Here is a 22,661-nt window from a genome sequence, read left to right on the forward strand (position 1 = left end):
GCGGCGCACCGACTGCACCACCGACAGGCGACGCAGGCGGCGCATGACTTCGGCCAGGTGGTTTCGGTCGCGCACCTGGATATTGAACGCCAGCACCGCGGCGTTGAAATCGCGGTCCAGGTAGTCCACGCGCTCGATGTTGGAATGGCTCTGTGCGATGGCGGCGGCCAGCTGCGCCAGCACGCCGGTGCCGTTCTCCACTTCCACCACCAGCGAGGTGTCGTAGTCGCCGGAGACGGTGGTGTCCCAGCCGATCGGCACCCAGCGTTCGGGCGACTTGCGCAGCTCGGCCAGGTTCGGGCAGTCCATGCGGTGCACCACGATGCCCTTGCCGGCGGTGTGGTAGCCCATGATCTCGTCGCCGGGAATCGGCTGGCAGCAGCCGGCGAAGGTGACCACGCCGCGCTCGCTGCCGTTGATCAGGATCTTCTCCTGCGAGTGGTGGCGCGAATGCGGGCCGCCACGCAGTTCGGCGTAGGCCATCAGCGCCTGCGCGGCCTGGGTCGGCATCCAGTTGCCCAGTGCGACCTCGGCCAGCAGCGCCTCCAGGCGCGGGAAACGGTGCTCGGCCAGGAACGCGTCCAGGCGCCCCTTCGGCAGCCGTTCCAGCGACGAATCCATCGCTTCCAGCGCGCGGTCGAGCATGCGATGGCCAAGCTGCACGGCATCTTCGTGCTCCAGCTGCTTGAGCTGGTGACGGATAGCGGTGCGCGCCTTGCTGGTGACCACGAATTCCAGCCACTGCGGCTTGGGCGTGGCCGAGCGCGCGGTGATGATCTCCACCGACTGCCCCGACACCAGCTTGGTGCGCAGCGGCACCAGTTTCTTGTCCACGCGGGAGGCCACCGCCATGTTGCCCACGTCGGTGTGCACGGCGTAGGCGAAATCAAGCGCGGTGGAGTTGCGCGGCAGGGCCAGGATCTTGCCCTTCGGGGTGAACAGGTAGACCTCGTCCGGGAACAGGTCGACCTTGACGTTGTCGAGGAACTCCAGCGAGGAACCGGCAGCACGCTGCGAGTCGATCAGTTCGACGATCCAGGCGTGCGCGCGGCTCTGCGCGCTGTTGGGCGAATCGCCGCCGAACTTGTAGGTCCAGTGCGCGGCCACGCCGCGTTCGGCGATCAGGTCCATTTCCTCGGTGCGGATCTGCACTTCGATCGGCGAGCCATACGGCCCGAACAACACCGTGTGCAGCGACTGGTAACCGTTGGCCTTGGGGATGGCGATGAAGTCGCGGAAGCGGCCATCCAGCGGCTTGAAGGTGGCGTGCACCGAACCCAGCGCGTGGTAGCAGCTGGGCACGCTGCGCACCACCAGGCGGAAGCCGAACACGTCCATCACCTGGTCGAAGGTTTTGTTCTCGTCGCGCATCTTGTTGTAGATGCTCCACGGGGTCTTGATGCGGCTGACCAGGCGGTGCTCGATACCTTCCTTCGCCAGCCGCTGCGACAGCTGCACTTCCACCTGTGCCAGCGCTTCACGGCGTACCACCGGCTGGCTGCGGATGTGCTTTTCCAGGATCGCGTGGCGCCACGGGTACAGCGCCTTGAAGCCAAGATTCTGCAGTTCGCTCTTGACCAGGCTCATGCCCAGGCGCTGGGCGATGGGCGCGTAGATCTCCAGCGTCTCGCGGGCGATGCGGCCGCGCGCTTCGCGGCTCTGTGCGCCCAGTGTGCGCATGTTGTGCAGGCGGTCGGCCAGCTTGATCATGATCACGCGCAGGTCGCGCGACATCGCCAGCAGCATCTTGCGGAAGCTTTCGGCGGCCGCTTCCTGGCGGTCGCGGAACTTCAGCTTGTCCAGCTTGGTCACGCCGTCGACCAGCTCGGCCACGGCTTCGCCGAACTCGGCGGCCAGCGCCTCACGGGTCAGCGGGGTGTCTTCGATGGTGTCGTGCAGGATCGCGGCGATCAGCGCTTCCACGTCCAGGCCCAGCTCGGCCAGCACCTGGGCCACGGCCACCGGATGGGTGATATAGGGCTCGCCCGACTTGCGCGTCTGTCCGGCGTGCGCGGCGGCTCCGACTTCCCAGGCGCGGCGCAACAGCGGCAGCTGTTCCGGCGGCAGGTAATGGGCGGCGCGTTCAAGCTGGAGGACGTAGTCGGGTACGGCGGCAGCGGGGGCTGCGGCGACCTTGGCAGTGGGGCCTGGGTTCATGCCCGAAGCCTATTCCAGCGCGACGTTTACGGCAAATCCTGAATGCGAAACAGCCCGCACGGGGCGGGCTGTTCGGCGATCCAGCAATGACGTTGATCGATGCGATCAATCGTCGTTCTTGGACATGTCTTCGTCGGCGACCACTTCGGCGGCAGCCCACTCCAGCGCTTCGCGCTCGGCGCGCTCACGCTCGGCCTTCTCGACTTCGTCGATCAGCGCGTTGTCGATCTTGCGGGCGGCGATTTCGCGCAGCGCCAGCACGGTCGGCTTGTCCTCGGTCTCGCTGTTGTCCAGCGTGGCCTGCACGCCGTTGGCGAGCTGGCGGGCACGCTTGGATGCCATCATGACCAGTTCGAAACGGTTGTTAACGACTTCCAGGCAATCTTCTACGGTGATGCGGGCCATACGGGCTCCCGGCGACCGGTCGGCCGCTCAGTCGAATGAGGGAAAGGGGACGGAGTGTACTGGCAGGAGCTGGACAAAATCAAGCCAACCCCCACCCGATTCTTTTGGAATCAGTCAGTTGCACCCGGATCGGGGGTCAGCAACGCCTGGATCAGGCTGGCGTGGCGGACCTTCTGGGCCTCCCGTCGCAGGCGGCTGGCGGTGAAGATGGCGCACAGCTCGTCCACGGCAGTGTCGAACACCTCGTTGACGATGACGTAGTCGAACTCGTTGAAGTGCAGCATTTCATCGCGGGCCGCGCCCAGGCGCTGGGCGATGACCGCTTCGCTGTCCTGGCCGCGCTTGCGCATGCGGTCCTGCAGGGCCTGCTTGGACGGCGGCAGGATGAACACGGTGACCGTGCCCGGCACCAGCTGGCGCACCTGCTGCGCGCCCTGCCAGTCGATCTCCAGCAGCACGTCCTGGCCGGCGGCCAGCTGCGGCTCCACCGATTGGCGGGCGGTGCCCTTCCAGTCGCCGTGCACCCAGGCGTGTTCGAAGAAGTCGCCGGCGGCGATCATCTGCTCGAACTTCTCGGCACTGACGAAGTGGTAGTGCTGGCCGTTCACCTCACCGGGGCGCATCGCGCGCGAGGTGAAGGAGATCGACAGGGCGATCTGCGGGTCGCGCGCCAGGGTGGCATTGACGATGCTGCTCTTGCCCGCGCCGGAGGGGGCGGCCACGATGTACAGCGTGCCGCGCGCAACGGTGTCCGACGGCTTCGACGGGGCGCTCATGCGCGGGATCCAACGGGTTGATTTCGCAAAATTTTTCCTCGATGTTCCAGGTCCGGCGCGGCGGATCGCGCCAGGACGGCGGGGGCTGCGCGGAACATCCTGGAACCAGGCCCGGCAGACGCTTCCCCGGGGTGCGGGCACGCAACTTTACCAGAGCGGCCCTGTTGCGCGCCCGTCCGCCAGGCGCCGGGCCTTGCGCCACATGGGTATGCGGGTGCCTGTGCTATAACCGGGCCGTACCCAACGACAGCCCGGAGGCCCGTGCCTCCCCGCCATCCCAGGAGAACGGCATGCCATCGATGAGCCGCCGCCAGTTCCTGAAAGTGACCGGGACAACCCTGGTCGGCTCCAGCCTGGCACTGATGGGCTTCGCGCCCGGCATCGCGCTCGCGGAGGTCCGGCAATACAAGCTGACCCGCGCGACCGAGACCCGCAACACCTGTACCTACTGTTCGGTGGCCTGCGGCATCCTGATGTACAGCCTCGGCGATGGTGCCAAGAACGCCGAGCCCAGCATCTTCCATATCGAAGGCGACCCGGACCATCCGGTGAACCGCGGCACGCTGTGCCCGAAGGGGGCCGGCCTGGCCGACATCATCCACAGCAAGTCGCGGCTGCTCTACCCCGAGTACCGCGCGCCGGGCTCGAACGAGTGGAAGCGGCTGAGCTGGGACGATGCGCTGGACCGTATCGCGCGGCTGATGAAGGAAGACCGCGACGCCAACTTCGTGCAGAAGAACGAGGCCGGGCAGACGGTCAACCGCTGGCTGACCACCGGTATGCTGGCGGCCTCGGCCACCAGCAATGAAACCGCGGTGCTGACCCACAAGGTCGTCCGCTCCCTTGGCATGCTGGCATTCGACAACCAGGCACGTGTCTGACACGGCCCGACGGTGGCAGGTCTTGCCCCGACGCTAGGCCGTGGTGCGATGACGAATCACTGGGTCGACATCAAGAATGCCGACCTGATCCTGATCATGGGTGGCAATGCCGCCGAGGCACACCCGTGCGGGTTCAAATGGGTGACCGAGGCCAAGGCACACAACAAGGCCCGGCTGATCGTGGTCGATCCGCGTTTCAACCGCTCGGCTGCGGTGGCCGACGTGTACGCGCCGATCCGCACCGGCACCGACATCGTGTTCCTGGGCGGCCTGATCAACTACCTGTTGACCGAGGACCGCATCCAGCACGAGTACGTGCTGAACTACACCGACATGTCGTTCCTGGTGAAGGACGAGTTCGCCTTCAAGGACGGCCTGTATTCGGGCTACAACGAAGAGAAGCGCAGCTACGACCGCTCCAGCTGGGACTACGCCTACGGTGACGATGGCTTCGTGCGCAGCGACCCGACGCTGAAGGACCCGCGTTGCGTCTACAACCTGCTCAAGCAGCACTACGCGCGCTACACCGTGGAGATGGTCGAACGCATCTGCGGCACGCCGGCCGACAGCATCCGCCAGATCTGGGACATGATCGCGTCCACCGCCAGCAAGGACAAGGCGATGACCATCCTGTACGCGCTGGGCTGGACGCAACACTCGATCGGTGCGCAGAACGTGCGTGCCGGCACCATGGTGCAGCTGCTGCTGGGCAACATCGGCGTGGCCGGTGGTGGCATGAACGCGCTGCGCGGGCACTCCAACATCCAGGGCCTGACCGACATCGGCCTGATGTCCGACCTGTTGCCCGGCTACCTGACGCTGCCGAGGCAGGACGAGCAGGACTACGACGCCTACATCGCCAAGCGCACGCAGAAGCCGCTGCGCGCCAACCAGATGTCGTTCTGGCAGAACTACCCGAAGTTCCACGTCAGCCTGATGAAGTCGTGGTGGGGCGACGCCGCCACCGCCGACAACAACTGGTGCTTTGATTACCTGCCCAAGCTGGACAAGCCGTACGACATGCTGCAGGCGTACGAGCTGATGAACGAGGGCAAGATCCATGGCTACATCTGCCAGGGCTTCAACCCCCTGGCCTCGGCGCCGAACAAGGGCAAGCTGATCAGCGCGTTCTCCAAGCTGAAGTTCATGGTCAGCATGGACCCGCTGGAAACCGAGACCATCGCCTTCTGGCAGAACCACGGTGCGTTGAACGACGTCGACCCGAGCACGATCCAGACCGAAGTATTCCGCCTGCCGACCACCTCCTTTGCCGAGGAGAACGGCGCGGTGGTGAACTCCTCGCGCTGGCTGCAGTGGCACTGGAAGGGGGCCAACCCACCGGGCGAAGCACGCAGCGACATCGAGATCATGTCCGAGCTGTTCCATCGCATCAAAGCGTTGTACGAGAAGGACGGCGGTGCGTGGTGGGAGCCGGTGCGCGACCTGGCCTGGAACTACGCCAACCCTGAGGTACCCACGCCCGAAGAACTGGCGATGGAATACAACGGCAAGGCGCTGACGGACGTGTTCGATCCGAAGGATCCGACCAGGTTGGTGCGCAAGGCCGGCGAGCAGCTGGCCGCATTCGGCGACCTGCGCGACGACGGCAGCACCGCCTCCGGCTGCTGGATCTACATCGGTGCCTGGGGCCCGACCGGCAACATGATGGCGCGGCGTGACAACAGCGACCCCACCGGCATCGGCAACACGCTGGGCTGGGCCTGGGCGTGGCCGGCCAACCGCCGCGTGATGTACAACCGCGCCTCGTGCGACGTGGCCGGCCAACCGTTCGATCCGCGCCGCACGCTGCTGGCCTGGAACGGGAAGAACTGGGGCAACGTGGACGTGCCGGACTTCAAGGCCGACGAAGATCCTGCCGGTGGCATGGGCCCGTTCATCATGAACCCGGAAGGCATCGCCCGCTTCTTCGCCAAGGCCGGCATGGCCGAAGGCCCGTTCCCGGAGCACTACGAACCGTTCGATACCCCGCTGCGCAGCAACCCGCTCAGCCCCGGCCAGGCACTGACGCTGAACAACCCGGCCGCCCGCGTATTCGCCAGCGATCGTGCACAGATCGGTTCGCCGGACGAGTTCCCGCATGTGGCCACCACCTACCGCCTGACCGAGCATTTCCACTTCTGGACCAAGCACGGCAAGCTCAACGCCATCATCCAGCCCGAGCAGTTCGTCGAGATCGGCGCGGCATTGGCCGACGAGCTGGGCATCAACAACGGCAGCCGGGTGCGGGTCAGTTCCAAGCGCGGTCACATCGAAGCGGTTGCGATGGTGACCAAGCGCATCAAGGCCCTGCAGATCGATGGCCGGACCGTGCACCAGGTGGGCGTGCCGATCCACTGGGGTTTCCTCGGTGCGGCCAAGCCCGGCTACATCGCCAATACGCTGACCAACGCCATCGGTGACGGCAACTCGCAGACGCCCGAATCGAAGTGCATCCTGGTCAAGGTCGAGAAGGTGTAGGAGACACGCCATGTCACTGCAATCGCTGGACATCATCCGCCGCTCGGCCACCACCACGCCCTCGCCGGAGGCGCGCGGTGCGCACACCGGCCAGGTCGCCAAATTGATCGATGTGAGCAAGTGCATCGGCTGCAAGGCCTGCCAGGTCGCCTGCATGGAGTGGAACGACCTGCGCGACGAAGTGGGCAGCTGCGTTGGCAGCTACGACAACCCGCCCGACCTGAGCGACCAGTCGTGGACGGTGATGAAATTCCGCGAGTACGAGGACGAGAAGGGCAAGCTGGAGTGGCTGATCCGCAAGGAAGGCTGCATGCACTGCAGCGATCCGGGCTGCCTGAAGGCCTGTCCGTCGCCCGGTGCCATCATCCAGTACGCCAACGGCATCGTCGACTTCCAGGAAGAGAACTGCATCGGCTGCGGTTACTGCGTGACCGGTTGCCCGTTCGACGTGCCGCGCATTTCCAGGAAGGACCACAAGGCCTACAAATGCACGCTGTGTTCGGACCGGGTGGCGGTGGGCCAGGAACCGGCCTGCGTGAAGACCTGCCCGACCGGCGCGATCACCTTCGGCAGCAAGCAGGCGATGACCGAGCACGCGGCCGGACGCGTGGAAGACCTGAAATCGCGCGGCTACGAGAACGCCGGCCTGTACGATCCGCAGGGCGTGGGTGGCACCCACGTGATGTACGTGCTGCAGCATGTGGACAAGCCCGAGCTGTACGCCGACCTGCCCAAGGACCCACGCATCAGCCCGATGGTGGAGGTCTGGAAGGGCGTGGCCAAGCCGCTGGGCCTGCTGGCGATCGCCGCCACCGCCTTCGCCGGCTTCCTGCATTACATCGGCATCGGCCGCAATACGGTCAATGACGAGGAAGAAGAGGAAGCCGAGCACGAGGCGAAGAACATCGAAGAGGAGCAGCGGCCATGAAGTACGCCCCGCACCCGCGGCAGATCATCCGCTACCGCGCGCCGACCCGCATCAATCACTGGATCGTGGCGATCTGCTTCGTGCTGACCGCGCTGTCCGGGTTGGCGCTGTTCCACCCTGCCCTGTTCCCGTTGACGCAGCTGTTCGGTGGCGGCCCGTGGACACGCATCCTGCACCCGTTCATCGGCCTGGCGATGGTGACGGGCTTTGCGCTGCTGGCAATCCGCATGTGGCGCGACAATCTGCCGACCGCTGACGACCGCGCGTGGATGCGCGGCATGCGCGATGTACTGCGCAACGAGGATGAGAAGCTGCCGCCGGTGGGCCGTTTCAATGCCGGCCAGAAGCTGTTGTTCTGGGCCATCATCGGATGCCTGTCGGCGCTGCTGCTGACCGGCTTCGTGATCTGGCGGCAGTATTTCAGCCACTTCTTCCCGATCGGGGTGATCCGCTTCTCGGTACTTGCCCACGCGCTGTTCGGCTGGGTGCTGGTCTGCGCGATCGTGGTGCACATCTACGCAGCGCTCTGGATCAAGGGGTCTGTGCGGGCGATGACCCAGGGCAAGGTGACCTATGGGTGGGCGTACAAGCACCACCGGCAGTGGTTCCGGGACATCCTGCGCGGGCGGCGGGAAGAGGGGTAGCGGCAGGGCCTGCGGCCCTGCACCCACTTCAAGCCAAGGCAACAGCAACAGCGGCTATCCGTGGGATGGCGGGGTGGATCCGGTTGCGGGGGACGCTGCAAGTACCCCTCCGGGGCCCGGCCCAGCCGCTGGCGGCTGTGCGTTCGGGCGCTTGCGAAGCAGTGCTTCGCAAGCAAAGCGCCCTCACCAATGTAAGCTCGGTCGCCGCATGCGGCTCACGCCCCCGCAACCGGACCCACCCCGCCTTCGACAGTTTCCTGCGATCTGATGGTGGGTGCCGACCGTTGGTCGGCACTGATCGAATCCCGGCCAACGGTCGGGATCCACTTTCAACCAGCCTATGGGGTCAGATCCGTTTTCCTGTGGAAAACGGATCTGACCCCAACCTTTCAAATGGCCGGCAACACGCTGGACGCGAGCGCCGACAACGGCGAGGATGGAGGCTGGTTCTTCTGGCTGGCCCTGCATGGCGCAACGCATCCTTGAACCCGGTGAGATCGAGACGCTCGCCTCGCGCGATGTGCCGCGTATCATCCTGCCCGATATCGAGTCACTGTTCGCCGAGCGCGCGACACGCCTGCGCAGCCTGGCCGCGCACAGTGCCATCGGCGGTTACCTGCAGCTGCTGGCAGCGTTGGCAGATGCACAGCAGGCACTGCTGGACGAACTGACACCACAGCAACGCGAGGCACTGCAATGGCAGGCACGTGCGCAGCAGTCGAGTGCCGCGGCCGGCGCCGGCATGCCGTTGCGGCCGGCCAACACGCTTCAGCTGGATGGATGCTGGCGCGACTGGCTGCGCACGCAGTGCCATCACTGCGCCGACGAAACGGGGCTGCCGCTGGAAACCCGACAGGAGCTGCAACGCGTCGCCGCGGCCGACGACGCCTGGCTGGATGCGCAGGCGCACGCGGTGCTGGAGCGTGATGACGCGCCATCGGTGGATGCGGTCGCTGCACTCCTGGTGATGACCGCACTGCAGGTTTACTGGGCGGTGCTCGCAGCCAGCTTCCGCCCTACCGACCTGAAGCCGCTGGCTGATGCGCCAGGGCTGTGCCCGCTGTGCGGCACGTTGCCGGTGACCAGCGTGGTGCAGGCACGCCCACCCTATGCATCTTACCGTTACCTGTCGTGCTCGCTGTGCGCCTGCCAGTGGCACTACGTGCGCGTGCAATGCAGCCAGTGTGGTGCCGCCGGCAAGGACATAGCCTATCGCGCCCTGGCCGATGTGGACGGCGACAGCGGCGAGGCGGTGCGCGAGAGCGCGGTACGCGCCGAGACCTGCGACCACTGCCACAGCTATCGCAAGATCCTGTATCTGGAGAAAGACCCGTCACTGGAGCCGGTGGCCGATGACCTCGGCACACTGGCGCTGGATCTGCTGCTGGCCGAGGAAGGCTATGCGCGTGCCAGCCAGAATCCGCTGCTGTGGCAATCCGACGGCGACTGAGGCGATGACAGCCATGCCCCCCGCCCCGGCATCGGCCGCCGCCCTGCCCTCGCTGGACCGGGTGCTGCGCCTGCCTGCACTGGCGCCACTGATCGAAGGCCACGGTCGAAGCCGCATCACCCAGCTGCTGCGGTCGCACCTGCAGGTGCTGCGTGAGGGCGTCAGCGCCGGCCAGTTGTCGACCGCGCAGCTGCAGGAAGCGGTCGACGGCCCGGCGCTGGTAGCAGCGGTCGAGGCCGCACTGGCAGCCGAGGCACGGCTGGACCTGCAACCGATGTACAACCTGACCGGCACCGTACTGCATACCAACCTGGGTCGCGCATTGCTGCCCGAGGCTGCGGTGCAGGCAGTCACCCGCGCGATGACCGCGCCGGTGGATCTGGAGTTCGACGTCATCCGTGGCGGTCGCGGCGACCGCGATGCGCGGGTGCAGGCATTGATCTGCGAACTGACCGGCGCAGAAGCCGCCACCGTGGTCAACAACAATGCGGCGGCGGTCCTGCTGCTGCTCAACAGCCTGGCCAACCGCCGCGAGGTGGTGGTGTCGCGCGGCGAACTGGTGGAGATCGGCGGTGCCTTCCGCATCCCCGATGTGATGCGCAGCGCGGGCGCGCGGCTGCTGGAAGTGGGTACCACCAACCGTACCCATCCGGCCGACTTCACCAACGCCATCGGCGCGCGCACAGCGCTGCTGATGGAGGTGCATGCCAGCAACTACGCGATCACCGGATTCACTGCCAAGGTCGACACTGCGGCAATGGCTGCGATCGCGCACGAGCACGGCCTGCCGCTGGTGGTGGACTTGGGCAGTGGCAGCCTGTGCGATCTGCGCATGTTCGGGCTGCCGCACGAGCCCACCGTGCAGGAAACACTGGCGGACGGCGCCGATCTGGTTTCTTTCAGCGGCGACAAGCTATTGGGTGGCCCGCAGGCCGGCATCATCGCCGGTCGCGCGGACCTGATCGCACGGATCAACCGCAACCCGCTGAAGCGGGCACTGCGCATGGACAAGATGGGCCTGGCCGCACTGGAAGCGGTGCTGGCCCTGTACCGCGAACCCGAGCTGCTGGCACAGCGGCTGCCGACCCTGCGTACGCTCTCGCGCACGCAGGAGCATATCGATGCGCAGGCCCAGCGCCTGCTGCAGCCGATGCGTGCCTCGCTGGCGGCGGACTACACCCTCGAGCCTGCTTCGATGCACAGCCAGGTCGGCAGCGGCGCCCAGCCACAGGCGCAGCTGGCCAGCGCCGGACTGCGCATTACCTGCGCGCGCCGTGGCGGACTGGATCGCTTGGCCAGGCATCTGCGTCAGCTGCCGCGCCCGGTGCTGGGCCGCATTGCCGATGACGCGTTGTGGCTGGACCTGCGCTGCCTGGAACCCGGGGACGAGGCGGCCTTCCTCGCCCAATGGAGCGCGCTGCAGGCATGATCGTCGGCACCGCCGGGCATATCGACCATGGCAAGACCAGCCTGGTGCGGGCACTGACCGGCATCGAAACCGATCGCCTGCGGGAAGAGCGTACGCGCGGCATATCGATCGAACTGGGCTACGCCTATGTCCCGGTGGAAAGCGGGGACGTCGAAGGCCCGGCCGCGACCCTGGGTTTCGTCGACGTGCCAGGCCACGAGCGCTTCGTGCATACGATGGTGGCCGGCGCCACCGGCATCGATGTCGCCCTGCTGGTGATCGCCGCCGACGACGGCGTGATGCCACAGACCCGCGAGCATCTGGCCATCCTGCAACTGCTGGGCGTGAACTGCGGTGCGGTGGCGCTCACCAAGATCGACCGTGTGGATGCGGCGCGCTTGGCCCGGGTCGAGATCGAGGTCGCTGCCCTGCTGGCCGGCACGCCGCTGCAGGATTCCCCTGTGTTCACCTGCAACAGCACCGCACCCGACGATGCTGGCATCAACGCGCTGCGTACCCAGCTGCACGCGTGGGCGGCGGACGACGCCAGCACGCGCCAGGCCGAACTGCGCAGCGAGCTGTTCCGCATGCCGGTGGACCGCGTGTTCTCGCTGGCCGGCCACGGCACGCTGGTGACCGGCGCAGTGCACGGCGGCATCGCCGCGGTGGGTGAGCATCTGCAGCTGATGCCGGCCGCCACTGAAGTGCGCATACGCAGCATCCACGCGCAGAACCAGGCCAGTGACCACGCGATGGCCGGGCAGCGCTGCGCGCTGAACCTGGCAGCCATCGCCCGTGATGACATCCGCCGCGGTGACTGGATCGCCGACGCACGCGCACTGCTGGCCACCACCCGCGTTGATGTGCGGTTGCGGCTGTCCGCGTTGGCCGCACCGTTGCGCGACTGGGCACCGCTGCATATCCACTGGGGCACGATGCACCGGCAGGCCCATGTGGTACTGCTGGAGGACCATGACCACGGTGATGGGCAGTTGGTGCAGCTGGTGTTCGATGCTCCGGTCTGTGCGATGTGTGGCGACCGCTTCATTGCCCGCGATTCAGCGGCCACCCACACGCTGGGCGGCGGCCTCGTGCTCGATCCGGACCCGCCACAGCGGCACCGGCGCAGTCCTGCACGGCTCGCATGGCTGGGAGCACTGGAGCAACTAGCCGCGGGTGCGGGAATCGGCCCACTGTTGCAGCAGGCGCCCTTCGGTGTTGCCATGGCCGCGCTGCAGCGCTACTGCCGGCGCGCCGCCGACCGGATCGTTCTTCCCGCAGGCGCACAGCGCGTCATCACCCGCGAAGACACGGTGGTCATCCTCGCCTCGCACTGGCAGCTGCTGCGCGAGCAGGTAGTCACCTCACTGCGTGGATGGCATGAGCGACGCCCCGACGAACCCGGTGTCGACAGCGGCCGCCTGCAGCGCAGCACCCTGCCCGCGCTTGCAGCGAGCCTCTGGAATGCCCTGCTGCAGGACCTGCTGGACGACGGCAGCGTGCAACGCGTGGGTGCCTGGTGGCGCCTGCCCGGCCATGACCATGCGCCACCGGAACGCGAGCGTCTGCTGCTGGAACGCGTGCTGCCGCAACTGCACGCCGGTGGCTTCGATCCACCGTGGGTGCGCACCCTTGCTGCCGAGATCGGCCTGGCCGAAGACGAGGTCCGCGCCGTCCTGCGCCGCGCCACCGCACGTGGCGAGCTGTTCCAGGTGGTGCCGGACCTGTTCTATGCACCCGCACGCATTGCCGAACTCGCCGCGATCGTCGCGCAGCTGTCACAGGCCAGCGGCACGGTGGATGCGGCCACGTTCCGCGACGCCATCGGCCTGGGCCGCAAACGCAGCATCCAGATCTTGGAGTTCTTCAACCGCGTTGGCTACACTCGACGCGTCGGTGACCAGCATCGGCCGCGCGGCGACCTGCAATGGAACCCAGCCCGCGACTGAGCCCACCGGCACCGCCGTACTTTCGGAAGGCATGCGCATCCGGGCATGCGGCTGGGCTTCAAACCCAGTAGGGGGTGTCGATCGCTCCCTGGTAGGTTCGACTCCTGCTGCCTTCCGCCATTCGCGTTCCCGCAGGAGATGTCGGCATGGCCACGCACGCGCAGTCCCCCGCCCCTTCAACGGCCGATGCCCCGCAACGACTGACCTCTCTCGCGCATGGCGGCGGCTGCGGCTGCAAGATCGCGCCGGGCGCGCTGAGCGAACTGCTGCGCGGCGTTCCAGCACTTCCGGCACCGGCCGAACTGCTGGTTGGCCGCGAGACCAGCGACGACGCCGCGGTGTACCGCCTCGATGATCGCCAGGCAATCGTCGCCACCACCGATTTCTTCATGCCCATCGTCGACGACCCGTTCGACTTCGGCCGCATCGCGGCCACGAACGCGCTGTCGGACCTGTACGCGATGGGCGCGCGCCCGCTGTTCGCACTGGCCATCGTCGGCATGCCGATCAATACGCTGCCGCAGGACACGATCCGCGGCATCCTGCAGGGTGGTGAACGCGCCTGCGCTGATGCCGGCATCGTGGTCGCTGGTGGCCACAGCATCGATTCGGTGGAACCCATCTACGGCCTGGCCGCGATCGGCGTGCTCGACCCGCAACGACTCAAGCGCAATGCCGATGCCCGCGCCGGCGACGTGCTGGTGCTGGGCAAGCCGTTGGGCGTGGGCGTGTATTCGGCAGCACTGAAGAAAGAAGTGCTGGATGCCGACGGCTACCGGCAGATGATCGCGTCGACCACCCGCCTGAACAGCGTGGGCGTGCCGCTGGCCGCGCTGGACGGCGTGCATGCCATGACCGACGTCACCGGCTTCGGCCTGCTCGGCCATCTGCTGGAGGTGTGCCGCGCCAGCGGCGTCGCTGCCGAAGTGGACAGTACCCAGGTGCCGCTGCTGCCGCAGGCGTTGGAGCTGCTGCAGCGCGGCTGCGTGACCGGCGCCTCCAACCGCAACTGGGCCTCGTATGGTGCCGAGGTGCGTTTCGCCGATGGGTTGCCGGCCCACTGGCAGCCGCTGCTGACCGACCCGCAGACCAGCGGCGGCCTGCTGGTGTCGTGCGCCCCGGAAGCGGTGGACGCGGTGCTGGCCTGTTTCCACGACGCCGGGTTCGGTCAGGCGGCCGTGGTGGGGCGGCTGGCCGAAGGCGCGCCGGGCGTCAGCGTGCGCTGATGCGCTGGAACGACAAGGGCGCCCGAAGGCGCCCCTGCTGTATCGCTGGATGCAACATCATTCGATGTTCTGCACCTGCTCGCGGATCTGGTCGATCAGCACCTTCAGCTCCACCGCGGCATTGGACGTGCGGCTGTCCACCGACTTCGAGCCCAACGTATTGGCTTCGCGGTTGAACTCCTGCAGCAGGAAGTCCAGGCGGCGGCCGACCGGCTCGCGCTGCTTGAGCACGCGGCGGATCTCGACGATGTGGCTGCCGAGGCGGTCCAGCTCTTCATCCACGTCCAGCTTCTGCAGCCACAGCACCAGTTCCTGCTCGGCGCGGCCGGGGTCGACCGGGTGCGGCAGGTCGGCCAGGCGTGCGGCCAGCTTGCTGCGCTGGCCGTCGCGAATGGCCGGAATCAAGATGCGCACTTCGCTGGCGATGCGTTCTATGCCGTCCACGCGCTCACTGATGGCCGCCGACAACTTGCCGCCTTCGCGCTCACGGGCCTCGACGAAACCTTCCAGCACCTGGTCCAGCAGGGCCAGTGCCTCGGCCTGGAGAGCGGCGGCATCGGTGGCCTCACCGCGGGTCACGCCCGGCAGTTGCAGCAGGTCGGTGAAGCTGACCTGGAGGTTGGGGAAATCGGAGGTCAGCCGGTGCGCAAGGCGACCCAGCTGGCCCAGCAGCGCCTCGTCCACCTGCAGGCTGGCCGCCGCTTCCGGCGCACGCAGGCGCATCACCAAGTCCAGCTTGCCGCGGCTCAGGCGCGCGGCGATGCGCTCGCGCAGCTGCGGTTCCAGCGCCCGCAGCTCCTCGGGCAGGCGGGTGCCGACCTCCAGGAAGCGGTGATTGACCGAGCGCAGCTCGCAGCCCAGCGTGCCCCACGGGGTGACCCGCTCGCCGCCGGCATAGGCGGTCATGCTTCGAATCATGGATTGTGTCCGGTGCGTGCAAAGGGGGAATGGTACCCTAGCGCCCTCACCAGAGCCCCCTTGCCCGCCCCGTGAAGGCTGCGGGCGTGGCGGCGTACTCCCTCGCCATTACGGAACCCGCACCATGTCCGATTCCCGCCCCAGCGGCCGCCAGCCCGACCAGCTCCGCCCGGTCGTCATCCAACGCGGCTTCACCCGCCACGCCGAAGGTTCGGTGCTGGTGTGCTTCGGCGAAACCCGTGTGCTGTGCACCGCCAGCGTCGAGAACCGCGTGCCGGGCTTCCTGCGCGGCAAGGGCGAAGGCTGGGTCACCGCCGAGTACGGCATGCTGCCGCGCGCCACCCACACCCGCAGCGACCGCGAAGCAGCGCGTGGCAAGCAGGGCGGCCGCACCCTGGAGATCCAGCGCCTGATCGGCCGCAGCCTGCGCGCCTGCGTGGACCGCAACGCGCTGGGCGAGCGCACCATCACCCTGGACTGCGATGTGCTGCAGGCCGACGGTGGCACCCGCACCGCCGCCATCACCGGCGCCTACGTGGCCCTGGTCGATGCCGTGAACGTGCTGATGAAGCGTGGCGACATCAAGCGCAACCCGGTCCTGGGCGCAGTGGCTGCCGTGTCGGTAGGCGTGTACCGCGGCACCCCGGTGCTGGACCTGGACTACGCCGAAGACAGCGACTGCGACACCGACATGAACGTGGTGATGAACGACGGTGGCGGCTTCATCGAGCTGCAGGGCACCGCCGAAGGCCACGCCTTCCGTCGCGATGAACTGGACGCGCTGCTGGGCCTGGCCGAGAAGGGCGTGGCCGAGCTGCTGGCCGCGCAGCAGGCGGCGCTGTCGGCATGAACCGGCGCATCGCCCTGACCACCCTGGTGGTGGCCGACTATGACGAAGCCATTGCCTGGTACACCGGCAAGCTCGGCTTCGCATTGCTCGAAGATATCGACCAGGGCCACAAGCGCTGGGTGGTGGTCGGCCCGACAGACGGCAGCGCCGCCGCCCTGCTGCTGGCCCGTGCCAGCGACGAGGAACAGCGCAGCCGCATCGGCAACCAGACCGGTGGCCGCGTTGCCTTCTTCCTCAACACCGACGACTTCCACCGCGACCACGCGGCGATGCTGGCCGCCGGCGTCGAGTTCCTGGAAGCACCGCGCGAAGAACCCTATGCAACGGTCGCGGTATTCCGCGACCTGTATGGCAACACCTGGGACCTGCTGGAGCCCCGTCAATGAAGAAACTGGTACTGGCCAGCCACAACGCCGGCAAGCTGGTGGAGATGCAGGAGATCCTTGCCGATCTGCCGCTGCAGATCACCTCGGCCGCCGAGCTGGGCCTGGGTGACGTGGAAGAGACCGGCCTGACCTTCGTCGAGAACGCGCTGCTGAAGGCACGCGCGGCCTGCGAAGCGACCGGCCTGCCGGCGCTGGCCGATGATTCGGGCCTGATCGTCGATGCCCTCGGCGGTGCGCCGGGCCTGTACAGCGCACGCTATGCCGGCCACCCGACCAATGCTGCGGCCAACAATGCGAAGCTGCTGGACGCGATGGCCGACATTCCCGATGGCCAGCGCAGCGCCCGCTTCTATGCGGTGATCGTGCTGCTGCGCCACGCCACCGACCCGCAGCCGCTGATCTGCGAAGGCCGCTGGGAAGGGCAGATCATCCGTGAGCTGCGTGGCACGAATGGTTTCGGCTACAACCCGGTGTTCCTGGACACCACCCACGGCCTGACCGCCGCGGAAATGGAGCCGGCGCTGAAGAACGCCATCAGCCACCGTGCCATTGCCCTGCAGCAGCTCAAGCAGCAACTGGCGACGCTGTACTGACGCCCGACCTGATCGAACCAGGGAAGCCGGCCAGCGGCCGGCACTACCGAAGAAGCCCATGCCGCACGCCCACGACCACTGCAACCACCTGCCCGGCGAAGCCTGCTCCGCCGACCACGACAACCCGCCGCGGCTGGTGCCGCCACCGCTGTCGTTGTACGTGCACCTGCCGTGGTGCGTGCGCAAATGCCCGTACTGCGATTTCAATTCGCACCAGGCCAAGGGCGAGTTGCCGTTCGAGGCCTACATCGATGCACTGCTGCGCGACCTGGACCAGGACCTGCCGCTGGTCTGGGGCCGGGTGGTGCACAGCGTGTTCTTCGGCGGCGGTACGCCCAGCCTGTTCCCGCCGGAGGCGATCGACCGCTTCCTGCAGCAGGCCAGCGCGCGCCTGCGCTTTGCCCCCAACGCCGAAATCACCCTGGAGACCAACCCGGGCACCGCCGAGCATGGCCGTTTCGACCGCTACCGCGCGGCCGGCGTGAACCGCCTCAGCTTCGGCATCCAGAGTTTCGACGATGCCATGCTCAAGCGCCTTGGCCGCATCCACGACAGTGGCGAAGCCGAGCGCGCGGTGAAGATGGCGCAGGACGCGGGCTACGACAACTTCAACATCGACCTGATGTACGCGCTTCCGGAACAGACCCTGGCCGGCGCCGAGGCCGACTTGGAGCGTGCGTTCGCGCTGCAGCCGGCGCATATCTCGCACTACCAGCTGACCCTGGAACCGAACACGGTGTTCTTCGCGCGGCCGCCGCAGGGCATTCCCGACGAAGACAACGCCTGGGACATGCAGGAACACTGCCAGGCATTGCTGGCACAGGCCGGTTTCGGCCAGTACGAGGTCAGCGCCCATGCGCGCCCCGGCCGGCAGAGCGCGCACAACCTGAACTACTGGCGCTTCGGCGACTACCTGGGCATCGGTGCCGGCGCGCACGGCAAGATCAGTTCCGGCGCCGAGGAGCATGTGCTGCGGCGTTGGAAGCTGAAGCACCCGCAGGCCTACCTGGACAGCGCCGGCACGCCCGCCTCGTTCGGCGGCGACGACGTGATCGCGCCGGAGCGCCTGCCGTTCGAGTACATGCTCAACCTGTTGCGCCTGCACGAAGGTTTCGGCCTGCGCGATTTCGAGTCGCGCACCGGACTGCCGCGCAGCGTGCTGGACGCACCGCTGGCCGAGGCCGTGCAGCGCGGCTGGCTGGTCGTGGCCGACGGCCACGTGCAACCCACCGAGCTGGGCCGCCGCTTCACCAACGACGTGGTGAGCCTGTTCCTGGAAGATTGATCCTCGCCTGACAGAGGGTACTGCCGGCCCCAGGCCGGCAATCCGGTGAAGACATATCTGCCGGCCAGCGGCCGGCAGTACCGCACATCAGGGCCATACCGGGCGGATGCGATTCCCGTTCACCCTAAAGTAGCGCCGACTGCGGCCGACACGGTAGATTCACAAGATCGATCCGCGGGAATCCGGATACCGCCTGCCGATGTCAGCTGTCTTTTCCCTCACCTCCGCCGACAAAGCCCGGCTCGCCGCCAGCAACCTGCCACCGCGGGTGCGCGAGTTGTTGGGTGCGTTGATCGGCCTCTGCCGACAGACGCTGGCCGCGCCGCTGATCCTGACCGTCGAAGCGTTGGAGCAGACCCTGCTGCACGATGCCGATCGCGCACGCAATCCGCAGCAGCAGGCCGAGCTGATGGCCCAGCGTGGCCAGTTGCACGCCTTTTCCGGTCATTTCGCTGACCGCATGCTTGATGCCGTGGCCGATGCGCTGATACGGCTGCGCGAACCCACGGCCCACTTCAGCCCCGGTTCCACGCCACCGCCGCTGCCCGGCATGCTCGGGCTGTCGCTGGTCGATGAACATGAAGTGGACCGCGACCTGCTGCTGACCGAGATGGTGCGGCGGGAGACGCTGCGTTCGACCAACACGCTCAACTTGCTGGGCCAACGCCTGGGCGTACTGGCGGCAGCACCGGCCTTCGAGGCCGACACCCTGCCGCTGGCACCGCAGGCACTGTGCGCCATGCTGCGCCGGATTGCCGAACAGGATTCGCTCACTGTCGACGTTCAGCTGGCGCTGTACCGCAGCTTCGAACGCCAGGTGCTGGAACGCCTGGGCGACATCCTCGACCGTGCCAATGCCCTGTTGGCCCAGCACGGCGTGCTGCCCGGCCTGGTCTACACCCCCTATCTGGCGCGTTCATCGAGCACCCGGCGGATCATCACCCAGTCGGTGGGCGGTGGTCGCGCCACGCAGCCGGCAAAGCGTGCCGCCGCGCCACTGACCGGCTGGAACGGATCGGCACCGGCCGGCTCCTGGTCGAGCCTGGTGCAGGACGCTTTCCAGGATGACAGCACAGCCGGCGCGGCCTCGCCGGGCCTGACCACCTCCACGGGCAGCGCGCTGCATGCGCTGCTGCAGCAGGCACGCCATGCCAGCGCAGCACCTGCGGATCGCGATGCAGTGCCGAGCGCGGCCGTGGATGCGGTTCTCGCACGCCTGCAGGCGCAGTCCAGCGCCGCCACCGGCGTAGCCGACCTGCAGGCGGCCGTGGTCGCGCAGCTGCGCAGCGAGCATGGCACGCAGGCCCAGCTGGGCAGCCACGACCGCGACAGCCTCGATCTGCTGCGCATGCTGATGCAGCAGGTGCAGCAGCAGCAGCGTCCGGACCCGGTGCCGGCCGCCCTGCTGGCGCGCCTGCAGGTACCGCTGGCACGTGCAGCAATGGCCGACCCCGGCTTCTTCGTGCGCGACGAGCACCCCGCGCGCGAACTGCTCAACCAGATTGCCGAAGTCGGCGCCCACTGGCTGGGCGACGATGATGTCGACCCGCAGTTGCTGCAGCGCATGGCGCAGAGCGTGCAGGGCCTGCTGGGCCAGGATGCGCGGGCGCCGGAGGCCTTCGCCAGCGCGAACGAGGAAGTGCAGCAGCATCAGCGCGCCGCAGCGCATCGCGCCGAGCTGGCCGAGCGCCGCCATGTGGAAGCCGCGCGCGGCAAGGAGCGGCTGGAACTTGCCCGCCGCCAAGCCACCGCGCAGATCGACCAGTGCTGCGACGCGCAGTCGCCGCCGCGCTTCGTGCAGACCCTGCTGCGCCAGGCCTGGGCCGATGCACTGACCCTCACCCGCCTGCGCCATGGCGACGATTCACCGCAGTGGCAGGAACGGCTGCAACAGACCGAGCGCATCGCTGCCATTACCGCCCAGGCCATCGATGCCCCCGGCGGCACCGATACCGCGCTGGCAGCGGACGTGGAGGCGGCCCTGCTGCAGGTCGGCTACCACGCCGAGGAAGCGGCCGCCGTCGCGCGCAGGCTGGCCACGCCCGGTGGCGAGGATGAAAGCACCTCGCGTACCGAGCTCAGCGCACGCCTGAAGGCACGTGCGCGCCTGGGCGAGCACGCTGGTACACCCACCGGCACCTCGCCTGCAACGCCCCGCAGCAGTGCCGAAGAAGCCGCCTACCAGCAACTGTCCACGCTCCCGTTCGGCAGCTGGTTCGACATCGATACCGGTGATGGCACGCTGCGACGCCAGCGCCTGTCCTGGTACAGCCTGCTCACCGGCCACGCCCTGTTCGTCAATCCGCGCGGGCAGAAGATCGCCGATACCGACCTTGATACGCTGGCCCGGCAGATCAGTGCCGGCCGCGCGCAGCTGGTCACCGAAGACAAGGGACGGCTGGTCGACCGTGCCTGGGAAGCCAGCCTCGGCAAGCTGCGCGCACTGGCCACGGCTCGCGCACAGGAGACCCCCGCATGAAAGCCGTACCGCCGCAGGACACCCGCCGCGCGCCGCGCCGCCAGGTCTCGGACCTGGTGCCGGTTACCGACCAGATGCGCGAGTGCGTGGTCGGGCGCCTCGGCAATGTCTCCGAAACCGGCATGCTGATGCTGGCCAGCATGCCGCTGCGCGAGGATGCGCTGTACCAGCTGCGCTTTCCCTTGCCATTGGGTGATGGCCGCCAGCAGGCCATCGACGTAGGCGTGCATCTGCTGTGGAGCGAGCCCGCACACGTTCCCGGGCAGAGCTGGACCGGCTTCCGCTTCCTCACCCTGTCACGCGAGCATCGGCAGCTGCTGCGGCAGTGGGTGGGCGAAGACAGCGACGAGGGACCGGTTTCGACGGCCTGAGTGCCGGTTCCGGCACAGCGGTTTTTCGCGGTATGCGGCAGAATCTAGGGCCGTTTTCCGTGTCGAGCCACCGCAATGATCCAGCAAGACCCCGGCGCCCTGTATTCCGACCACCTGGCCGTGCTGTGCCGACGTGCCGAACAGGCGCTGGCCCGCGGCGGCTTCGATCACCTGGTGGTGCCCAGCGGCACCCTGCACTACCAGGTGTTCGACGACCGCGATTACCCGTATGCGGTCAATCCTCAGTTCAAGGCCTGGTTGCCGCTGACCCGCGTGCCCAACAGCTGGATCGTGTTTACTCCGGGCAGGCGCCCGGCCGTGATCTTCCACCAGCCCTTCGACTACTGGCACGTGGTGCCGGACGCCCCCAGCGGCTGGTGGGTGAAGCACTTCGACATCCACATCATCCGCAAGCCGGACGAAGCACTGGCCCTGCTGCCGGCCGACCCGTCACGCTGCGCCATCCTCGGCGAGCCGCAGAGCGCGCTGGGCAACTACGTGCCGAACAACCCGGCGCCGGTGGTGAACTACCTGGAATGGCACCGCGGCAGCAAGACGCCGTATGAAATCGCACTGATGCGCCAGGCCCAGGTGCTGGGCGTGCGCGGCCACCGCGCCGCCGAGGCCGCGTTCCGCAACGGTGCCGACGAATTCAGCATCCACATGGCGTACTGCCAGGCGGTGGGCCAGGATGCCAACGAGCTGCCGTACGGCAACATCGTGGCGTTGAACGAACACGCCGCCGTGCTGCACTACACCGAGCTGGGTCGCAAGGCACCGCAACCGCTGCGCAGCTTCCTGATCGATGCCGGTGCCAGCGCGCACGGCTACGCCAGTGACATCACCCGCACCTACGCCGCCCAGGGCCACGACGAATTCGCCGCGATGATCGCCGCCGTCGACGCCGCCCAGCAGCAGATGTGCGCGGCGGTGCGCCCGGGCTTCGACTACAAGCAGCTGCACGTGGACGCGCATCTTTCGCTGATGGGCGTGCTGAAGGACTTCGGCGTGATCAAGGTCTCGCCGCAGACCGCGCTGGAGACCGGCGTCAGCGCCGCGTTCTTCCCGCACGGCATCGGCCACCTGATCGGCCTGCAGGTGCACGACGTGGCCGGCTTCGCGGCCAGCGACGAAGGCGGCCGCATCGAACGCCCGGCCGGCCACCCGTACCTGCGCCTGACCCGCGTGCTGGAACCGGGCATGGTGGTGACCATCGAACCGGGCCTGTACTTCATCGACATGCTGTTGAACGAAGTGAAGGACGCCGGCCATGGTGATGCGATCAACTGGGACCGTGTGGACTTCTTCCGTCCGTATGGCGGCATCCGCATCGAAGACGAAGTGCTGTGCACTGAGGGCGAGGCGGACAACCTGACGCGGCCGGCGTTTGCGGCGGCGAACGGCTGAGCCCCTCGTGGTTTGACGCTGAAATCAAAAGCCGCGCTTGGCCGGGCGGGGTGGGTGGTCAGGACGCGCC

At 67.6% G+C, this 22,661-nt stretch carries 19 protein-coding genes and 1 tRNA gene; 16 read left to right on the top strand and 4 right to left on the bottom strand.

The genetic code is table 11. The features are described 5' to 3' along the window. The 3 genes from N5C25_RS16655 to gmk form a co-directional block, all read right to left on the bottom strand. Nucleotides 1–2,157: bifunctional (p)ppGpp synthetase/guanosine-3',5'-bis(diphosphate) 3'-pyrophosphohydrolase (locus N5C25_RS16655; RefSeq protein WP_279937339.1), on the bottom strand; the 2,157-nt coding region annotated here is incomplete at its 3' end. Between the two features lie 105 nt (nucleotides 2,158–2,262). Beyond that, complete coding sequence (gene rpoZ, locus N5C25_RS16660) at nucleotides 2,263–2,562, bottom strand: DNA-directed RNA polymerase subunit omega (protein WP_005410877.1); 300 nt, start codon at nucleotides 2,560–2,562, stop codon at nucleotides 2,263–2,265. Nucleotides 2,563–2,672: 110 nt separating this feature from the next. Further along, complete coding sequence (gene gmk, locus N5C25_RS16665) at nucleotides 2,673–3,338, bottom strand: guanylate kinase (RefSeq protein WP_019661981.1); 666 nt, start codon at nucleotides 3,336–3,338, stop codon at nucleotides 2,673–2,675. Nucleotides 3,339–3,628: 290 nt separating this feature from the next. Between gmk and fdnG the strand changes: the two genes are divergently transcribed. The 9 genes from fdnG (at nucleotide 3,629) to selD (ending at nucleotide 14,302) form a co-directional block, all read left to right on the top strand. Continuing rightward, the gene (gene fdnG, locus N5C25_RS16670; protein WP_279937341.1) at nucleotides 3,629–6,697 is read left to right on the top strand and encodes a formate dehydrogenase-N subunit alpha; all 3,069 of its coding nucleotides are present in this window, start codon (nucleotides 3,629–3,631) and stop codon (nucleotides 6,695–6,697) included. Nucleotides 6,698–6,707: 10 nt separating this feature from the next. After that, complete coding sequence (fdxH, locus tag N5C25_RS16675; RefSeq protein WP_262214256.1) at nucleotides 6,708–7,625, top strand: formate dehydrogenase subunit beta; 918 nt, start codon at nucleotides 6,708–6,710, stop codon at nucleotides 7,623–7,625. After that, the gene (locus tag N5C25_RS16680) at nucleotides 7,622–8,269 is read left to right on the top strand and encodes a formate dehydrogenase subunit gamma (RefSeq protein WP_058980518.1); all 648 of its coding nucleotides are present in this window, start codon (nucleotides 7,622–7,624) and stop codon (nucleotides 8,267–8,269) included. The genes fdxH and N5C25_RS16680 overlap by 4 nt, the downstream gene beginning before the upstream one ends. Before the next feature lie 267 nt (nucleotides 8,270–8,536). Beyond that, complete coding sequence (locus tag N5C25_RS16685) at nucleotides 8,537–8,755, top strand: hypothetical protein (RefSeq protein WP_144435333.1); 219 nt, start codon at nucleotides 8,537–8,539, stop codon at nucleotides 8,753–8,755. Beyond that, the gene (gene fdhE / locus N5C25_RS16690) at nucleotides 8,736–9,719 is read left to right on the top strand and encodes a formate dehydrogenase accessory protein FdhE (RefSeq protein WP_058980519.1); all 984 of its coding nucleotides are present in this window, start codon (nucleotides 8,736–8,738) and stop codon (nucleotides 9,717–9,719) included. Before N5C25_RS16685 ends, fdhE begins: the two co-directional genes overlap by 20 nt. A 4-nt stretch (nucleotides 9,720–9,723) precedes the next feature. Then, a complete protein-coding gene (gene selA, locus N5C25_RS16695; protein WP_251103387.1) occupies nucleotides 9,724–11,148 on the top strand; it encodes an L-seryl-tRNA(Sec) selenium transferase in 1,425 nt (474 codons plus the stop codon). Continuing rightward, entirely contained in the window at nucleotides 11,145–13,076 is a 1,932-nt protein-coding gene (gene selB / locus N5C25_RS16700; protein WP_279937344.1) for a selenocysteine-specific translation elongation factor, read from the top strand. Before selA ends, selB begins: the two co-directional genes overlap by 4 nt. Before the next feature lie 24 nt (nucleotides 13,077–13,100). After that, nucleotides 13,101–13,196 (top strand) — tRNA-Sec (locus N5C25_RS16705). Between the two features lie 26 nt (nucleotides 13,197–13,222). Next, nucleotides 13,223–14,302: a selenide, water dikinase SelD gene (selD, locus tag N5C25_RS16710; RefSeq protein WP_279937345.1), complete on the top strand. Its 1,080-nt coding sequence runs from the start codon at nucleotides 13,223–13,225 to the stop codon at nucleotides 14,300–14,302. Nucleotides 14,303–14,359: 57 nt separating this feature from the next. On the opposite strand, the gene N5C25_RS16715 is transcribed toward selD, so the two are convergent. Beyond that, on the bottom strand, nucleotides 14,360–15,220 hold the full coding sequence (locus N5C25_RS16715) for a YicC/YloC family endoribonuclease (RefSeq protein WP_279937346.1): 861 nt from the start codon (nucleotides 15,218–15,220) through the stop codon (nucleotides 14,360–14,362). A gap of 124 nt (nucleotides 15,221–15,344) precedes the next feature. Between N5C25_RS16715 and rph the strand changes: the two genes are divergently transcribed. The 7 genes from rph to pepQ all read left to right on the top strand — a co-directional run bounded on the left by rph (nucleotide 15,345) and on the right by pepQ (nucleotide 22,591). Beyond that, nucleotides 15,345–16,070, top strand: coding sequence for a ribonuclease PH (gene rph, locus N5C25_RS16720; RefSeq protein WP_014648280.1), 726 nt, complete (start codon nucleotides 15,345–15,347; stop codon nucleotides 16,068–16,070). Next, nucleotides 16,067–16,456 (top strand): VOC family protein, encoded by a 390-nt coding sequence (locus N5C25_RS16725; protein WP_032956062.1) that lies wholly within the window; start codon nucleotides 16,067–16,069, stop codon nucleotides 16,454–16,456. Before rph ends, N5C25_RS16725 begins: the two co-directional genes overlap by 4 nt. After that, nucleotides 16,453–17,049 (top strand): RdgB/HAM1 family non-canonical purine NTP pyrophosphatase, encoded by a 597-nt coding sequence (rdgB, locus tag N5C25_RS16730; RefSeq protein ID WP_005410891.1) that lies wholly within the window; start codon nucleotides 16,453–16,455, stop codon nucleotides 17,047–17,049. The genes N5C25_RS16725 and rdgB overlap by 4 nt, the downstream gene beginning before the upstream one ends. Nucleotides 17,050–17,107: 58 nt before the next feature. Further along, the gene (hemW, locus tag N5C25_RS16735) at nucleotides 17,108–18,334 is read left to right on the top strand and encodes a radical SAM family heme chaperone HemW (RefSeq protein WP_279937348.1); all 1,227 of its coding nucleotides are present in this window, start codon (nucleotides 17,108–17,110) and stop codon (nucleotides 18,332–18,334) included. A 199-nt stretch (nucleotides 18,335–18,533) separates the two neighbouring features. Then, a complete protein-coding gene (locus N5C25_RS16740) occupies nucleotides 18,534–20,813 on the top strand; it encodes a DUF1631 family protein (RefSeq protein WP_279937349.1) in 2,280 nt (759 codons plus the stop codon). Next, nucleotides 20,810–21,184, top strand: coding sequence for a PilZ domain-containing protein (locus N5C25_RS16745; RefSeq protein ID WP_005410894.1), 375 nt, complete (start codon nucleotides 20,810–20,812; stop codon nucleotides 21,182–21,184). The genes N5C25_RS16740 and N5C25_RS16745 overlap by 4 nt, the downstream gene beginning before the upstream one ends. A gap of 75 nt (nucleotides 21,185–21,259) precedes the next feature. Continuing rightward, nucleotides 21,260–22,591, top strand: coding sequence for a Xaa-Pro dipeptidase (gene pepQ / locus N5C25_RS16750; RefSeq protein WP_279937351.1), 1,332 nt, complete (start codon nucleotides 21,260–21,262; stop codon nucleotides 22,589–22,591). Nucleotides 22,592–22,661: the final 70 nt, after the last annotated feature.

Source organism: Stenotrophomonas sp. GD03958 (assembly GCF_029839005.1).
In the GTDB taxonomy this organism is placed as follows: domain Bacteria; phylum Pseudomonadota; class Gammaproteobacteria; order Xanthomonadales; family Xanthomonadaceae; genus Stenotrophomonas; species Stenotrophomonas hibiscicola.

What these genes read in the sequence shown, in the direction of transcription:
- rpoZ (WP_005410877.1), bottom strand. Translation starts at nt 2,562, where the DNA reads ATGGCCCGCATCACCGTAGAAGATTGCCTGGAAGTCGTTAACAACCGT.
- gmk (WP_019661981.1), bottom strand. Translation starts at nt 3,338, where the DNA reads ATGAGCGCCCCGTCGAAGCCGTCGGACACCGTTGCGCGCGGCACGCTG.
- fdxH (WP_262214256.1), top strand. Translation starts at nt 6,708, where the DNA reads ATGTCACTGCAATCGCTGGACATCATCCGCCGCTCGGCCACCACCACG.
- N5C25_RS16680 (WP_058980518.1), top strand. Translation starts at nt 7,622, where the DNA reads ATGAAGTACGCCCCGCACCCGCGGCAGATCATCCGCTACCGCGCGCCG.
- N5C25_RS16685 (WP_144435333.1), top strand. Translation starts at nt 8,537, where the DNA reads ATGGTGGGTGCCGACCGTTGGTCGGCACTGATCGAATCCCGGCCAACG.
- fdhE (WP_058980519.1), top strand. Translation starts at nt 8,736, where the DNA reads ATGGCGCAACGCATCCTTGAACCCGGTGAGATCGAGACGCTCGCCTCG.
- selA (WP_251103387.1), top strand. Translation starts at nt 9,724, where the DNA reads ATGACAGCCATGCCCCCCGCCCCGGCATCGGCCGCCGCCCTGCCCTCG.
- selB (WP_279937344.1), top strand. Translation starts at nt 11,145, where the DNA reads ATGATCGTCGGCACCGCCGGGCATATCGACCATGGCAAGACCAGCCTG.
- selD (WP_279937345.1), top strand. Translation starts at nt 13,223, where the DNA reads ATGGCCACGCACGCGCAGTCCCCCGCCCCTTCAACGGCCGATGCCCCG.
- N5C25_RS16715 (WP_279937346.1), bottom strand. Translation starts at nt 15,220, where the DNA reads ATGATTCGAAGCATGACCGCCTATGCCGGCGGCGAGCGGGTCACCCCG.
- rph (WP_014648280.1), top strand. Translation starts at nt 15,345, where the DNA reads ATGTCCGATTCCCGCCCCAGCGGCCGCCAGCCCGACCAGCTCCGCCCG.
- N5C25_RS16725 (WP_032956062.1), top strand. Translation starts at nt 16,067, where the DNA reads ATGAACCGGCGCATCGCCCTGACCACCCTGGTGGTGGCCGACTATGAC.
- rdgB (WP_005410891.1), top strand. Translation starts at nt 16,453, where the DNA reads ATGAAGAAACTGGTACTGGCCAGCCACAACGCCGGCAAGCTGGTGGAG.
- hemW (WP_279937348.1), top strand. Translation starts at nt 17,108, where the DNA reads ATGCCGCACGCCCACGACCACTGCAACCACCTGCCCGGCGAAGCCTGC.
- N5C25_RS16740 (WP_279937349.1), top strand. Translation starts at nt 18,534, where the DNA reads ATGTCAGCTGTCTTTTCCCTCACCTCCGCCGACAAAGCCCGGCTCGCC.
- N5C25_RS16745 (WP_005410894.1), top strand. Translation starts at nt 20,810, where the DNA reads ATGAAAGCCGTACCGCCGCAGGACACCCGCCGCGCGCCGCGCCGCCAG.
- pepQ (WP_279937351.1), top strand. Translation starts at nt 21,260, where the DNA reads ATGATCCAGCAAGACCCCGGCGCCCTGTATTCCGACCACCTGGCCGTG.